We start from the raw sequence: 14,465 nt of genomic DNA, 5'->3' as shown, positions 1-14,465 counted from the left end.
TACTGATCGGTAAACCGGTAAGGGGACGACACATGCGGCTCGGCATCAATCTCGGCTACTGGGGCGCTGGCATGGACGCCGACAACCTGGCGGTCGCCCAGGAGGCCGACCGCCTCGGCTACGACGTCTGCTGGGCCGCCGAGGCCTACGGCTCGGACGCCCCCACCGTGCTGGCCTGGGTCGCGGCCCAGACCGAGCGCATCGACGTCGGTTCGGCGATCCTGCAGATCCCGGCCCGCCAGCCCGCGATGACGGCCATGACGGCCGCCACCCTGGACTCGCTCACCAAGGGCCGCTTCCGGCTCGGCCTCGGCGTGTCCGGCCCCCAGGTGTCCGAGGGCTGGTACGGCGTGAAGTTCGACAAGCCGCTCGCCCGCACCCGGGAGTACGTGGAGATCGTCCGCAAGGCGATGAGCCGGGAGCGGCTCACCTACGAGGGCGAGCACTGGACCCTCCCGCTGCCCGGCGGCCCCGGCAAGCCGATCAAGCTCACCGTGCACCCCGAGCGCGAGCACATCCCGCTCTACATCGCGGCCATCGGCCCGAAGAACCTGGAGCAGACCGGCGAGATCGCCGACGGGGCCCTGCTGATCTTCCCGGCCGCGGAGCACCTGGAGGCCACCGCCCTCACCCACATCCGGGCCGGCCGCGAGAAGGCGGGGCTGACGATGGACGGCTTCGACGTCTGCCCGACCGTGCCGCTGGCCGTCGGCGAGGACGTGGGCGCCCTGGCCGACATGTTCCGCCCGTACACCGCCCTGTACGTCGGCGGGATGGGCAGCCGGAAGCAGAACTTCTACAACCAGCTCGCCCAGCGCATGGGCTACGAGAAGGAAGCCGCCGAGATCCAGGACAAGTACCTGGCGGGCGACAAGACGGGCGCCGCCGCGGCCGTCCCGCACGCGCTGATCGACTCGACCACCCTGCTCGGCTCCGTCGAGCGGATCGCGGACGGCATGCGGGCCTACGCCGAGGCGGGGGTCACCACGCTCACGCTCGCCCCGGCCGGCTTCACCCTGGAGGAGCGGATCACCGCCCTGCGCACCGGATCCGAGGCCCTGGAGCGCGCCGGCCTCGCCTGATCGCGGACCTCGCCCGATCGCCGGCCGCGCCCGGCCGCGGGCCCGCCGCAACCGGGGGCCGACGCGCGGGCGGGAAGCCTGCGGCCGTGGTGGGGGCTCGGGGGTCTTCCCCGCCACGGCCGACACCCCGCACAACGCGTGCGGGGCCCGCCGGGTTACGCCCGCGGCCCCGCCCGCCGTACTCGCTCATTCGGCCGAGCGGCCCCGCCATCAGGTTGCCCGCTCCCGCGATCGGCACTTGACTCGATGCATGCTCTCTGCCCGCAGCCTGTTCCAGGAGATCGTCGACCACGACGACTCCTTCCAGCTCTTCTGCTCCATCGCGGCCAGCGGGGAGTCGCAGGGGGGCTGGGAGAACGCCCGGATCGCGGCCCTGGTACCCGATAGCATGCGCGACCTCGCGCCCAAGATCACCCGGCACGGGGCCGACGAGGACAAACACGGCCGGATCTTCCAGGCCCTGCTGCGCAGGCGGGGCCTGCCGGCCGTCCCCGTACCCCCCGAGACCGACTACACGATGCTGCTGGAGCAGCGCGGCATCGGCCTCACGCACGAGAAGCTGCGCCGCGACGAGCCGCTGACCGAGGAGGACATCGTCGTCTACCTCGCGCACAGCCGGGTCACGGAACAGCGCGCCGCCGACCAGATGACCATGCTCGTGCGGCACTTCGGGGACCACCCCGACGTCGGCAGGGCCATCCGCATGATCAGCCATGACGAGGACAACCACCTCTCCTACTGCCACGAGGAGTTGCTCCGCCTCGCCCGCGAGGGGCACGGCCGGACCATCCACCGGGTGCTGCGCGAGAGCGCCCTCGCGGAGATCGCCATCTACCGCGACGTCAGCCTCGCCGTCATGGACCACATGGGCCGGCTGCTGCACTGGCCCACGGCCAAGTCCGCCGTCCTGGCCGCCGGCATCCGCGGGATGTACGCGTACGAGCGGTTCGCCGGCTGGCACCGGATGATCAGCCTGCGCCTGCCGGAGCGGCTGGGCGCCCTGAGCGGGGCGCCCACCGGCGTGCCCGGGCTCGCCTGAACGCGAGCGCCCGCCGGAGCCGGCGTCGGGCGCGGGCGGCGCTCAGAGCCAGCCGCGGCTCTTGAACAGCCGGTGCAGGCCCAGGCACGCCGCGGCCATCACCACCAGCACCCCCGGATACCCCCAGGCGTGCCGGAGTTCCGGCATGTGGTCGAAGTTCATCCCGTAGATCCCCGCCACCATCGTCGGGACCGCCGCTATGGCCGCCCAGGCCGAGATCTTGCGCATGTCGTCGTTCTGCCGGACGCCCATCTGCGCCAGGTGCGCGGCCAGCGCGTCCGACAGCAGCCGGTCCAGGCCCTCGATGTACTCGTTGGCCTTGGTGAGGTGGTCGGCGACGTCACGGAAGAACGGCAGGGCGTGTCCGTGCACGAAGGGCACGTTCCCGAAGGCCAGCCGGTCCATCGGCTGGAGCAGGGGACTCGTCGCCCGGCGGAACTCCAGCACCTGCCGCTTGAAGCCGTAGATCCGGGCGGCGGTGTTCTTGGTGTCCGTGGCGTGCGGGGCGAACACCTCCGCCTCCAGCTCCTCCAGGTCCGCCTGGAGCTCGGCAGCCACCTCGATGTAGTGGTCGACCACCGCGTCCGACACCGCGTACAGCACCGCCGTCGGGCCGTGCCGCAGCACCTCCGGCTCCTGCTCCAGCCGGTGGCGCACGGCCGCCAGCGCGGCCCCCTCGCCGTGCCGGACCGTGACCACGAACGAGTCGCCGATGAAGACCATCAGCTCGCCGGTGCTCACCGTGTCCGCGTCGTCGTCGTACACCACCGGCTTCAGGACGACGAACAGCGAGTCGTCGTACACCTCCAGCTTGGGCCGCTGATGTGCGGTCAGCGCGTCCTCGACGGCCAGCTTGTGCAGCCCGAACTCCCGGCTGACGTGCTCGAACTCCTCCTCCGTCGGCTCGTGCATGCCCACCCACAGGAAGGCGTCACCGGTCGCCCGCGCCTCGTCGAGGGCGTCCGAGAAGTCCCCGGGCGCAGGGGAGCGGCGGCCGTCCCGGTACATCGCGCAGTCGACAATCACGCCGGGCATTCTCCCCCGCCCGCACCCCGCCCGCACAATGCCGCCGCCGTTAGGCTTGCGCCATGGCCACGCTGATCCTCGTACGACACGGGCGGTCCACCGCCAACACCGCAGGGCTGCTCGCCGGATGGACCCCGGGCGTGGCCCTCGACGAGCGCGGCGCCGGGCAGGCCGCCGCACTGCCGGGACGGCTCGCCGAGGTGCCCATCGCCGCCGCCGTCACGAGCCCCCTGCAGCGCTGCCGGGAGACCCTCGCCCCGCTGCTCGCCGCCCGGCCCGGGCTGGCGCTGCACACCGACGAGCGGATCGGCGAATGCCATTACGGCGACTGGTCGAACCGCAAACTCTCCGAACTCTCCGACGAACCCCTGATGAAGATCGTCCAGCAGCACCCCTCGGCCGCCGCCTTCCCGGGCGGCGAGTCGATGCGCGCCATGCAGGCGCGCGCGGTGGACGCCGTACGGGAGTGGAACGCCCGGATCGAGGAGGAGCACGGCAGCGACGCGGTCTTCCTGATGTGCTCGCACGGGGACATCATCAAGTCCCTTGTGGCGGACGCCCTCGGCATGCACCTGGACCTCTTCCAGCGCATCCATGTCGACCCCTGCTCGGTCACCGTCGTCCGCTACACGCCGACCCGGCCGTTCCTGCTCCGCCTCGGCGACACGGGGGACTTCGGCTCGCTCGCCCCGCGGCCCGCACCCGCACCGGACGCCGCTGCCGCCGACACCGCCACGTTCGAGAGCGCGACCGAGGACGGCGGGAACGCGGTCGTGGGAGGCGGCGCGGGCGCGGCCTGATCGAACGGCGCAGTAGGGTGGATGGGCCTACACAACCCGCCGCCGAGACTTGGAGACTGGACGTGCCCCGTCAGGTGTTCCTCTACGACCCGCCGGACCGCTTCGTGGCCGGCACGGTCGGTCTGCCGGGACGCCGTACGTTCTTCCTGCAGGCCTCCTCCGGCCCCCGCGTCACGAGCGTCTCCCTGGAGAAGACCCAGGTCGCCGCACTGGCCGAGCGGATGGACGAGCTGCTGGACGAGGTCGTACGGCGCACCGGCGGCAACGCCCCGGTCCCCGCCGTCGCCCCCGCCGAGGCCACCGACACCGCTCCGCTGGACGTCCCGGTCGACGAGGAGTTCCGCGTCGGCACCATGGCGCTCGCCTGGGACGGCGAGGAGCAGCGGATGATCGTGGAGGCACAGGCCCTCGTCGAGCTGGAGGTCGACTCGGAGGAGGATCTCGCCGAGGCGGAGGAGCGGCTGCTCCAGGACGAGGAGAACGGCCCGCCGATGCTCCGGGTCCGCCTCACCGGCGCCCAGGCCCGCGCCTTCGCCAAACGGGCCCTCGACGTCGTCAACGCCGGCCGCCCGCCGTGCCCGCTGTGCAGTCTGCCGCTGGACCCCGAGGGCCACGTGTGCCCCCGGCAGAACGGCTACCGGCGCCAGGTGTGACCGCGACGGGGGAACGCGAGGAGCTGCTCACCAAGGGTGAGCTCACGGTCGTCGGCCGCATCCGCGAGGCGTCCAACGCCGTGCTGCTGTGCACGGTGGCGTACGAGGGCGTGAGCGCCGACTGCGTCTACAAGCCGGTCAAGGGCGAGCGCCCGCTGTGGGACTTCCCCGACGGCAGCCTCGCCCAGCGCGAGGTCGCCGCCTACCTGGTCTCCGAGGCCACCGGATGGGGCCTGGTGCCTCCCACGGTGCTGCGCGACGGGCCGTACGGCGAGGGCATGGTCCAGCAGTGGATCGAGGCGGGCCAGAACCCCGGGGCGGAGCTGCTCGCGCTGGTGGAGGGCGAGGAGGCCGGCGAGGGCTGGAAGGCGGTCGCCCTCGCCGAGGTGGGGGACGGCCGCACGGCCCTGCTCGTGCACGCCGACGACCTGCGGCTGCGCCGGCTCGCCGTACTCGACGCCGTGATCAACAACGGCGACCGCAAGGGCGGTCACCTGCTGCCCGGCGCCGACGGCCGGCTCTACGGCATCGACCACGGGGTGACCTTCCACACGGAGGACAAACTGCGGACCCTGCTGTGGGGCTGGGCGGGTGAACCGCTCACGGACGAGGCGCGCGAGGTGCTGGGCTCCCTGCGCTCCCGGCTCGCCGAAGGGGAACCGCTCGCCACCCGGCTGGCCCAGCTGATCACACCGGTCGAGCTGGCCGCCGTACGGGCGCGGGTGGAGCGGCTGCTGCTCACCGGAGTGCACCCGCAGCCCTCCGGGCAGTGGCCGTCCATCCCCTGGCCACCGGTCTGATCCGGCCACGGCCGGAACGCACAGAACCGGCCAGACCGCAAGAGTGCTGATCAAGCCAACAGTGCTGGTCCGGTTCGTTTCCGGAACACGCGTCCGGTTAGGCTCGACACATGCATGCCTGGCCCGCTTCTGAGGTCCCCGCCCTGCCCGGCAAGGGCCGCGACCTCCAGATCCACGACACCGCGACCCAGGGGACGATCACCCTCGACCCCGGTCCCGTCGCCCGTATCTACGTCTGCGGCATCACCCCGTACGACGCGACCCACATCGGTCACGCGGCGACCTACAACGCGTTCGACCTCGTACAGCGCGTGTGGCTCGACACCAAGCGGCAGGTCCACTACGTCCAGAACGTCACGGACGTGGACGATCCGCTGCTGGAGCGGGCGCAGCGCGACGGCCATGACTGGACCGCCCTCGCGGAGCGCGAGACGGCCCTCTTCCGCGAGGACATGACCGCCCTGCGGATCCTGCCCCCGCAGCACTACATCGGCGCCGTCGAGGCCATACCGGGCATCGTGCCGCTGGTGGAGCGGCTGCGGGACGCGGGAGCGGCCTACGAGCTGGACGGCGACGTCTACTTCTCGGTGGAGGCAGACCCCCACTTCGGCGCGGTCTCCCGCCTCGACGCCGAGGCGATGCGGCTGCTGTCCGCCGAGCGCGGCGGCGACCCGGAGCGTCCGGGGAAGAAGAACCCGCTGGACCCGATGCTGTGGATGGCCGCCCGCCCGGGCGAGCCGAGCTGGGACGGAGCCAGCCTGGGCCGCGGCCGGCCCGGCTGGCACATCGAGTGCGTCGCCATCGCCCTCGACCACCTCGGCATGGGCTTCGACATCCAGGGCGGCGGCTCCGACCTGGCCTTCCCGCACCACGAGATGGGCGCCTCGCACGCGCAGGTCCTGACGGGCGAGTACCCGATGGCCAAGGCGTACGTGCACGCGGGCATGGTCGCCCTGCACGGCGAGAAGATGTCGAAGTCGAAGGGCAACCTGGTCTTCGTCTCGGCGCTGCGCCGGGCCGGGGTCGACCCGGCGGCCATCCGCCTCGCCCTGCTCGCCCACCACTACCGGGCCGACTGGGAGTGGACCGACTCCGTCCTGGAAGAGGCGGTGGCCCGCCTGGACCGCTGGCGCGCGGCCGTGTCCCGGCCCGACGGCCTCCCGGCCGACGCCCTGGTCGAGGAGGTCCGGGCGGCGCTCTCGGACGACCTGGACGCCCCGGCGGCGCTCGCGGCCGTGGACCGCTGGGTCGAGCAGCAGCTCGCCTCCGGCGGCGACGACGAATCGGCCCCGGGCCTCGTCTCCCGCACCGTCGACGCCCTGCTGGGCGTGGCCCTCTAGGGCTCACTGCACCGATGCCCCCGCGGCCCTTTCCGGGCCCGGGGGCATCGTCACGCCGTCACCGCGCTACTGCTCCGGGGTGTCGTCCTCGTCCGGCGCGGCGGGCTCCTCCCCGGAGGGGTCCGGCTTGCGCTTCGGAGGGCGCGTCAGACCGCTCGCGGTGTCCCGCAGGTACGAGCCGTCACCGGCCTCGGCGGCCGGGTCGCGCCGGCGCAGGTACCGCTCGAACTCCCGGGCGATGGCGTCCCCCGAGGCCTCCGGAAGGTCGGCCGTGTCCCGCGCCTCCTCCAGCGTCTGGACGTACTCGGCCACCTCGCTGTCCTCGGCGGCGAGTTGGTCCACGCCCAGCTGCCACGCCCGTGCGTCCTCCGGGAGTTCACCCAGCGGGATCCGGAGGTCGATCAGGTCCTCCAGCCGGTTCAGCAGGGCCAGCGTCGCCTTCGGGTTCGGCGGCTGCGAGACGTAGTGGGGGACCGCCGCCCACAGCGACACCGCCGGGACGCCCGCATGCGTACAGGCCTCCTGGAGGATGCCCACGATGCCCGTCGGGCCCTCGTACTTGGTCTCCTCCAGGTCCATGGTCCGCGCCAGGTCCGGATCCGAGGTCACCCCGCTCACCGGCACCGGCCGCGTGTGCGGCGTGTCGCCCAGCAGCGCCCCCAGGATCACCACCATCTCCACGCCCAGTTCGTGCGCGAAGCCGAGGATCTCGTTGCAGAACGACCTCCACCGCATGGACGGTTCGATGCCCCGTACGAGCACGAGGTCACGCGGCTTCGCGCCGCCGATCCGGACCACCGACAGGCGCGTCGTCGGCCACGTGATCTTCCGTACCCCGTTGTCCAGCCACACCGTCGGCCGGTTGACCTGGAAGTCGTAGTAGTCCTCGGCGTCCAGCGCGGCGAAGACCTCTCCCTTCCATTCCCGGTCCAGGTGCGCGACCGCACCGGAGGCCGCGTCACCCGCGTCGTTCCAGCCCTCGAACGCGGCCACCATGACCGGGTCGATCAGCTCGGGCACGCCCTCAAGCTCGATCACCCAGGTCTCCTTCCGAAGTTCCCTTGTGTACGTGGGCCAGCCTAATCCTTGTGGGGACACCAGCCACAGCCCACGACAGAGGGGCGGTTCCCCCCGGAACCGCCCCTCTTCCCCACCTGCGGGAGAGCTATGCCTTGCGGCTCAGCATCTCTTCGACCCGGGCCCGCACGGAGGCGTCGTCCAGGCCGCGGACCACCACCGTCGTGCGGCGGCGCAGCACGTCGTCGACCGTCTCGGCCCACTCGTTGTCCCGGGCGTACGCGACCTGGGCCCAGATCTCCGGCCCGTCCGGGTGGATCCGCTCGGCCAGCGCCGGGTCCTCGTTCGCCATCCGCGCGATGTCGAAGGCGAGCGAACCGTAGTGCGAGGCCAGGTGCCGCGCGGTCAGCGGGTCCATGCGCGCGCCGGGCTCGCGGTCCACCAGCAGGCGGTGCGCGACGGCGTTCGGGTTGGCGACACCGGGCAGCGGCACCCGGCGTACGAGCGACTTCACCGGCTCCATGTCCTCGGTCAGGGGGCTGCCCGGGAGCTTGGCCAGCTTGTCCATGACCACGCGGCCGATGTGGCGGTACGTCGTCCACTTGCCGCCGGCCACCGACAGCATGCCGCCGGCGCCCTCGGAGACGACCGTCTCGCGCTTGGCCTTCTCGACCCCGCCGGGGCCGCCGGGCAGCACCCGCAGGCCCGCGAAGGCGTACGTCATTAGCGAGCGGTCGAGGTCGGCGTCCTTGATGGAGAACGCGGCCTCGTCCAGGATCTGCTGGATGTCCTTCTCGGTGGCGCGCACGTCCGCCGGGTCGCCCTCGTAGACCTCGTCGGTGGTGCCGAGCAGGAGCTGGTCCTCCCACGGCAGGGCGAAGGTGATGCGGTACTTGTCGATGGGGGTGGCCATGGCGGCCTTCCACGGCGACTTGCGCTTCATGACGATGTGCGCGCCCTTGGACAGGCGGATCGAGGGCAGCGCGTGCTTGTCTTCCATGCGCCGCAGGTGGTCCACCCACGGGCCGGTGGCGTTGAGCACGACGCGCGCGTCGACCCCGAACTCGGTACCGTCCAGGCGGTCCTTGAGCTCGGCGCCGGAGACCCGTCCGCGCGTCATGCGCAGGCCGGTGACCTCGGCGTGGTTGAGGACGACCGCACCCGACTCGACGGCCGCGCGGACCGTCATGACGGCGACGCGGGAGTCGTTCATCTGGTGGTCGTAGTAGACCGCGACGGCCTTCAGGTTGTCCGTCTTCAGGCCGGGGTTGTCGGCGACGGCACGGGCCGGGGATATGACCTTGCCCATGCCGTCGCCGAAGGCCGAGAGGGCGGAGTAGGCGAAGACGCCCGCGCCCAGCTTGGCCGCACCCACCGGACCGCCCTTGTAGACCGGCAGGTAGAACGTGAGCGGGTTGACCAGGTGCGGGGCCACGTCCTTGGCCAGCACCCGCCGCTCGTGGTGGTTCTCGGCGACCAGCTTGACCGCGCCGGTCTGCAGGTAGCGCAAGCCGCCGTGGACCAGCTTGGAGGAGGCCGAGGAGGTGGCGCCGGCGAAGTCGCCGGCGTCCACCATGGCAACCCGCAGACCCGACTGCGCGGCGTGCCAGGCCACCGAGGTGCCCAGGATTCCACCGCCGATGACCAGCAGGTCGTACGTGGCCTTCGCCAGCTGCTCACGGGTCTCGGCACGGCTCGCGTTCGAGCCGGCGGTCGGGTGCGAACCCAGTGTGGGAACGCTCTGCAGGGTGCTCATATCTTTTAGCTCCTCGTCGATTGACTCAGCTGAATGCGGTCAGCTGGCGTCTTCGTCGTCGATCCAGCCCATGGACCGCTCGACGGCCTTGAGCCAGTTCTTGTACTCGCGGTCCCGCTGCTCTGCGGGCATCCGCGGGGTCCACTCCGCCGCGCGGCGCCAGTTGGCGCGCAGGGCGTCGGTGTCGGGCCAGAAGCCGACGGCCAGGCCGGCGGCGTAGGCGGCGCCGAGGCAGGTGGTCTCGGCGACCATCGGGCGCACCACGGGGGCGTCCAGGAAGTCCGAGAGGGTCTGCATCAGCAGGTTGTTGGAGGTCATGCCGCCGTCGACCTTGAGGGCCGTGAGCTCGACGCCCGAGTCCTTGGTCATGGCGTCGGTGATCTCGCGGGTCTGCCAGGCGGTGGCCTCCAGCACGGCACGGGCGATGTGCGCCTTGGTGACGTACCGGGTCAGGCCGGCGATCACACCGCGGGCGTCGGAGCGCCAGTACGGGGCGAACAGGCCGGAGAAGGCGGGCACGAAGTAGGCGCCGCCGTTGTCCTCGACGGAGGAGGCCAGCGTCTCGATCTCGGCCGCGGACTTGATCAGGCCCATCTGGTCGCGCATCCACTGGACGAGCGAGCCGGTGACGGCGATGGAGCCCTCCAGGGCGTAGACCGGCTTCTCGTCGCCGATCTGGTAGCCGACCGTGGTCAGCAGGCCGCTGTAGGAGTTGATGATCTTGTCGCCGGTGTTCATCAGCATGAACGTGCCGGTGCCGTACGTGGACTTCGCCTCGCCCTCGGAGAAGCAGGTCTGGCCGAACAGGGCGGCCTGCTGGTCACCGAGCGCCGAGGCGACGGGGACACCGGCGAGCACGCCGTCCTTGACGTGACCGTAGACCTCGGCGGAGGACCGGATCTCGGGGAGGACGTTGAGCGGGACCTCCATGGACTCGGCGATGCGCTCGTCCCACTCCCGCGTGTGGAGGTTCATCAGCATGGTGCGCGAGGCGTTGGTGACGTCGGTGACGTGCACACCGCCCTGGACGCCACCGGTCAGGTTCCAGATCACCCAGGAGTCCATGGTGCCGAAGAGGATGTCTCCGGCCTCGGCGCGCTCGCGCAGGCCCTCGACGTTGTCGAGCAGCCAGCGGACCTTCGGGCCGGCGAAGTAGCTCGCCAGCGGCAGGCCGGTCTCGCGGCGGAAGCGGTCCTGGCCGACGTTGCGGCCGAGCTCCTTGCACAGGGTGTCGGTCCGGGTGTCCTGCCAGACCAGCGCGTTGTGCACCGGCTCGCCGGTGTTCTTGTCCCACAGGAGCGTGGTCTCGCGCTGGTTGGTGATGCCGACGGCCTTGACGTCGGCCGCGGTGATCTCGGCCTTGGCGATGGCCCCGGCGACGACCTCCTGGACGTTGGTCCAGATCTCGGTGGCGTCGTGCTCGACCCAGCCCGGCTTCGGGAAGATCTGCTCGTGCTCCTTCTGGTCGACGGCGACGATGCGGCCGTCGCGGTCGAAGACGATGCAGCGGGAGGACGTGGTGCCCTGGTCGATCGCGGCGATGAAGGGGCCGGTGCTGCTGGTCATGGTGGCTGCTCCTGGCAGGTGTCGAAGTAGGCGGAATCAGTGTGACGGTGCGGATCTTGCGATCGTGCCGGTTCTGATCAGGCGAACGCGATGTTGTACAGACCGCCGGCGAGGACGGCACCGACGAGCGGGCCGACGACCGGGATCCAGGAGTATCCCCAGTCCGAGCCACCCTTATGGGGCAGCGGCAGCAGGGCGTGGACGATGCGGGGGCCGAGGTCGCGCACCGGGTTGATGGCGTAACCGGTCGGTCCGCCGAGGGAGAGGCCGATGCCGACGACCACGAAGGAGGTGATCAGGACGCCGATGACGCCGAGGCCCTTGCCGCCGTCCTGGAGCCCCTGGGTGAGGATCGCCAGGATCAGGACGGCGGTGCCGATGATCTCGGTGAGCAGGTTCTGGACGACGTTGCGGATCTCGGGTCCGGTGGAGAAGATTCCGAGCACCGGGCCGGCCACGTCGTGCGGGTGCGGGTCCTCGGGGCCGAGCTTGGCGTCACGGATGTGCTCCGGGTCCGCCAGGTGCACCCGGAACTGTCCGTAGTAGGTGGCCCACATCAGGACCGCGCCGATCATGGCGCCGAGCAGCTGGGCCGCGAGGTAGACCGGCACGTCGCCCCACTCGCCGGTCTTGACGGCTATGCCGACGGTGACCGCGGGGTTGAGGTGCGCGCCGGAGAGGGGCGCGGACACGTACGCGGCGATCAGGACGGCGAAACCCCAGCCGAAGGTGATCGCGAGCCATCCCGCGTTGCGGGCCTTGGAGCTCTTGAGCGTGACGGCGGCGCAGACGCCACCGCCGAGCAGGGTGAGCAGGGCGGTACCGATGGTCTCGCCGATGAAGATGTCGGAGCTGGACACCCGCGACTCCTTTGTCTTACGTCCAGGGGGTGGGCGGACACCGGGTCCCTCCGGTGGTCCACCGCACTCGGTGAGTGCTGCACCGGTCCTTGGCTTGTCACACCCTAGCGCGTATTGCCGGTAGGTGTTCGACAATGCCGACCGATGAACGGCAGTTTTCCGCCCTGGTGAAGAACGCGTCAAGGGTTGGGCAGGTCACAGATCCGGATCGTTACCGCTCGGTGTGATCGCCCAAATCCGGCCAACTATCGATCGAAAAATGGCCACATGCAGCCAGATGGCGACCAGGGTCGCCCTGGATGCACTCAAAGCAAGGTCAGAAGCGGCCTGCACCCAGGTCGCGCGAAACCGACCGCGCGCAATCCCGCACCGACGCGACCAGGCTCGCCCGGGGCTCCCCGCCCTCGCCGCAGACCCGCTCCACGGCCCCCGCGACCGCCACCGCGCCGACCGGCATCCTCCGCCGGTCGTGGATGGGGGCGGCCACCGAGGCGACGCCCTCCCAGGTCTCCTCCACATCGGAGGCCCAGCCGCGCGCCCGGGTCAGGTCCAGGACCTCTTCGAAGCCGGCGGCGTCCGTGACCGTGCGGGGCGTGAACGCCTCCCGCTCCACCTCGACCGCCTCCGTGTGGGCGACGGGGTCGTACGCCGACAGCACCTTGCCCAGGGCCGTGGAGTGCAGCGGCTGCATGGCCCCCACCTCCAGCACTTGGCGGCTGTCGTCGGGCCGGAACACGTGGTGCATGATCAGCACCCCGCTCTTGTGCAGCACGCCCACGTACACGCTCTCGCCGCTGGCCCGGGCCAGGTCGTCCGTCCAGACCAGGGCGCGGGCCCGCAGCTCGTGCACGTCCAGATAGCTGTTGCCGAGGCGCAGCAGCTCCGCGCCCAGCTGGTAGCGGCCCGAGGCGGCGTCCTGCTCCACGAAGCCCTCGGCCTGCAGGGTGCGCAGGATCCCGTGCGCCGTGCCCTTGGCCAGGCCCAGGGCACTGGCCACGTCCGACAGGCCCAGTCGGCGTTCGCCGCCCGCCAGGAGTCGCAGCATCGCAGCGGCTCGTTCGAGCGACTGGATGTTCCGTGCCATGGCGCAGCCTCCTGCTGACGTAGTTCGACAATGCTGAACACTATCGGTCGATGTCGACTCTGCGCATGGTTGGGCGCGCGTTCAGGCCATCGTCGACCAGGAGACCTCTTGCGGACCCCCGCGCACAGAATGCAGTCCGCCACGTGGGACGCCCCCACCGGGGCCGGTGCCGCGCGGTTACCCTGACCGCGTGCACCCTTGACACAGAGGGGGTGCAAAGCCGACAGCCGTCGCATCCCAGGGAGCTCAACCATGGCCTCGTTGCCGAACCCGCCCGCAGACACCCAGACCCGGGCCGATGCCCTCCGAGAGGCTCTGGCCACCCGAGTGGTCGTCGCCGACGGGGCGATGGGGACGATGCTCCAGGCGCAGGACCCCACGCTGGAGGACTTCCAGCAGCTGGAGGGCTGCAACGAGGTCCTGAACGTGACGCGCCCCGACATCGTGGCGAACGTGCACCGGGAGTACTTCGCGGCCGGCGTCGACTGCGTGGAGACGAACACGTTCGGCGCGAACTTCGCGGCGCTGGCCGAGTACGACATCTCCGACCGCAATTTCGAGCTGTCGCAGGCGGGTGCGCGGATCGCGCGCGGGGTGGCGGACGAGTTCACGGTGTCGACGGGCCGGCAGCGGTGGGTGCTGGGGTCGATGGGTCCGGGCACGAAGCTGCCCACTTTGGGGCACATCGATTACGCGACGATCCGGGATGCCTACCAGGTCAATGCGGAGGGGCTGCTGGCGGGTGGTGCGGATGCGCTGCTGGTGGAGACCACGCAGGACCTGCTGCAGACGAAGTCCTCGATCATCGGTGCCCGCCGGGCGATGGAGGCGCTGGGTGTTTCGGTGCCGTTGATCTGTTCGGTGACGGTGGAGACGACCGGGACGATGCTGCTGGGGTCGGAGATCGGCGCCGCGCTGACGGCGCTGGAGCCGCTGGGCATCGACATGATCGGGCTGAACTGCGCGACCGGTCCGGCGGAGATGAGCGAGCACCTGCGCTATCTGGCCCGCAACGCGCGCATCCCGCTGTCGTGCATGCCCAATGCGGGTCTGCCGGTGCTGGGCAAGGACGGGGCGCATTACCCGCTGTCGGCCACCGAGCTGGCCGATGCGCAGGAGACCTTCGTGCGGGAGTACGGCCTGTCGCTGGTGGGCGGCTGCTGCGGCACCACGCCCGAGCACCTGCGCCAGGTCGTCGAGCGGGTGCGTGGTCTGAGTCCGGCCGTCCGGGACCCGCGCCCCGAGCCGGGGGCTGCGTCGTTGTATCAGACGGTGCCGTTCCGTCAGGACACCGCGTATATGGCGATCGGTGAGCGGACGAACGCGAACGGGTCGAAGAAGTTCCGTGAGGCGATGCTGGAGGCCCGCTGGGACGACTGTGTGGAGATGGCCCGGGACCAGATCCGTGAGGGCGCGCACATGCTGGATCTGTGCGTGGACTA

Annotated in this window: 13 protein-coding genes; 7 read left to right on the top strand and 6 right to left on the bottom strand. The window is 71.1% G+C overall.

Going from position 1 to position 14,465, the window contains the following annotated elements; genetic code table 11:
• The first annotated feature begins 32 nt into the window (after positions 1-32).
• Both ABZ128_RS19155 and ABZ128_RS19150 read left to right on the top strand, forming a co-directional pair.
• On the top strand, positions 33-1,082 hold the full coding sequence (locus tag ABZ128_RS19155; RefSeq protein WP_356849697.1) for an LLM class F420-dependent oxidoreductase: 1,050 nt from the start codon (positions 33-35) through the stop codon (positions 1,080-1,082).
• Positions 1,083-1,332: 250 nt separating this feature from the next.
• Positions 1,333-2,121 carry a ferritin-like domain-containing protein gene (locus ABZ128_RS19150; RefSeq protein ID WP_356849696.1) on the top strand — a complete coding sequence of 263 codons (789 nt, stop codon included), beginning with the start codon at positions 1,333-1,335 and terminating at the stop codon, positions 2,119-2,121.
• Between the two features lie 42 nt (positions 2,122-2,163).
• Here the strand turns inward: ABZ128_RS19150 and ABZ128_RS19145 are convergent, their stop codons facing one another.
• On the bottom strand, positions 2,164-3,156 hold the full coding sequence (locus ABZ128_RS19145) for a magnesium and cobalt transport protein CorA (protein ID WP_356849694.1): 993 nt from the start codon (positions 3,154-3,156) through the stop codon (positions 2,164-2,166).
• Positions 3,157-3,209: 53 nt separating this feature from the next.
• Between ABZ128_RS19145 and ABZ128_RS19140 the strand changes: the two genes are divergently transcribed.
• The 4 genes from ABZ128_RS19140 (at position 3,210) to mshC (ending at position 6,740) form a co-directional block, all read left to right on the top strand.
• Positions 3,210-3,947 carry a histidine phosphatase family protein gene (locus ABZ128_RS19140; RefSeq protein WP_356849693.1) on the top strand — a complete coding sequence of 246 codons (738 nt, stop codon included), beginning with the start codon at positions 3,210-3,212 and terminating at the stop codon, positions 3,945-3,947.
• A gap of 62 nt (positions 3,948-4,009) precedes the next feature.
• On the top strand, positions 4,010-4,600 hold the full coding sequence (locus ABZ128_RS19135) for a DUF3090 domain-containing protein (RefSeq protein ID WP_356849691.1): 591 nt from the start codon (positions 4,010-4,012) through the stop codon (positions 4,598-4,600).
• Positions 4,597-5,400, top strand: coding sequence for an SCO1664 family protein (locus ABZ128_RS19130; protein ID WP_356849689.1), 804 nt, complete (start codon positions 4,597-4,599; stop codon positions 5,398-5,400). Before ABZ128_RS19135 ends, ABZ128_RS19130 begins: the two co-directional genes overlap by 4 nt.
• A 110-nt stretch (positions 5,401-5,510) precedes the next feature.
• The gene (gene mshC / locus ABZ128_RS19125; protein WP_356849688.1) at positions 5,511-6,740 is read left to right on the top strand and encodes a cysteine--1-D-myo-inosityl 2-amino-2-deoxy-alpha-D-glucopyranoside ligase; all 1,230 of its coding nucleotides are present in this window, start codon (positions 5,511-5,513) and stop codon (positions 6,738-6,740) included.
• Between the two features lie 66 nt (positions 6,741-6,806).
• Here mshC and ABZ128_RS19120 read toward each other — a convergent pair whose 3' ends face one another.
• The 5 genes from ABZ128_RS19120 to ABZ128_RS19100 all read right to left on the bottom strand — a co-directional run bounded on the left by ABZ128_RS19120 (position 6,807) and on the right by ABZ128_RS19100 (position 13,023).
• Positions 6,807-7,778 (bottom strand): PAC2 family protein, encoded by a 972-nt coding sequence (locus ABZ128_RS19120; RefSeq protein WP_356849687.1) that lies wholly within the window; start codon positions 7,776-7,778, stop codon positions 6,807-6,809.
• 127 nt (positions 7,779-7,905) lie between these two features.
• Complete coding sequence (locus ABZ128_RS19115) at positions 7,906-9,513, bottom strand: glycerol-3-phosphate dehydrogenase/oxidase (RefSeq protein WP_356849685.1); 1,608 nt, start codon at positions 9,511-9,513, stop codon at positions 7,906-7,908.
• Between the two features lie 39 nt (positions 9,514-9,552).
• Positions 9,553-11,079, bottom strand: coding sequence for a glycerol kinase GlpK (glpK, locus tag ABZ128_RS19110; RefSeq protein WP_356849683.1), 1,527 nt, complete (start codon positions 11,077-11,079; stop codon positions 9,553-9,555).
• Between the two features lie 77 nt (positions 11,080-11,156).
• A complete protein-coding gene (locus ABZ128_RS19105; protein ID WP_356849681.1) occupies positions 11,157-11,939 on the bottom strand; it encodes an MIP/aquaporin family protein in 783 nt (260 codons plus the stop codon).
• Positions 11,940-12,255: 316 nt separating this feature from the next.
• Positions 12,256-13,023, bottom strand: a complete 768-nt coding sequence (locus tag ABZ128_RS19100) for an IclR family transcriptional regulator (protein ID WP_356849679.1) — start codon at positions 13,021-13,023, stop codon at positions 12,256-12,258.
• Positions 13,024-13,275: 252 nt separating this feature from the next.
• On the opposite strand from ABZ128_RS19100, the gene ABZ128_RS19095 reads away from it, so the two are divergent.
• On the top strand, positions 13,276-14,465 hold a 1,190-nt coding region (locus ABZ128_RS19095), incomplete at its 3' end, for a homocysteine S-methyltransferase family protein (protein WP_356849677.1).

The organism is Streptomyces sp. NPDC006326 (assembly GCF_040612915.1).
Taxonomy (GTDB): Bacteria; Actinomycetota; Actinomycetes; order Streptomycetales; family Streptomycetaceae; genus Streptomyces.
This window is presented reverse-complemented; position numbering and strand designations above follow the sequence as displayed.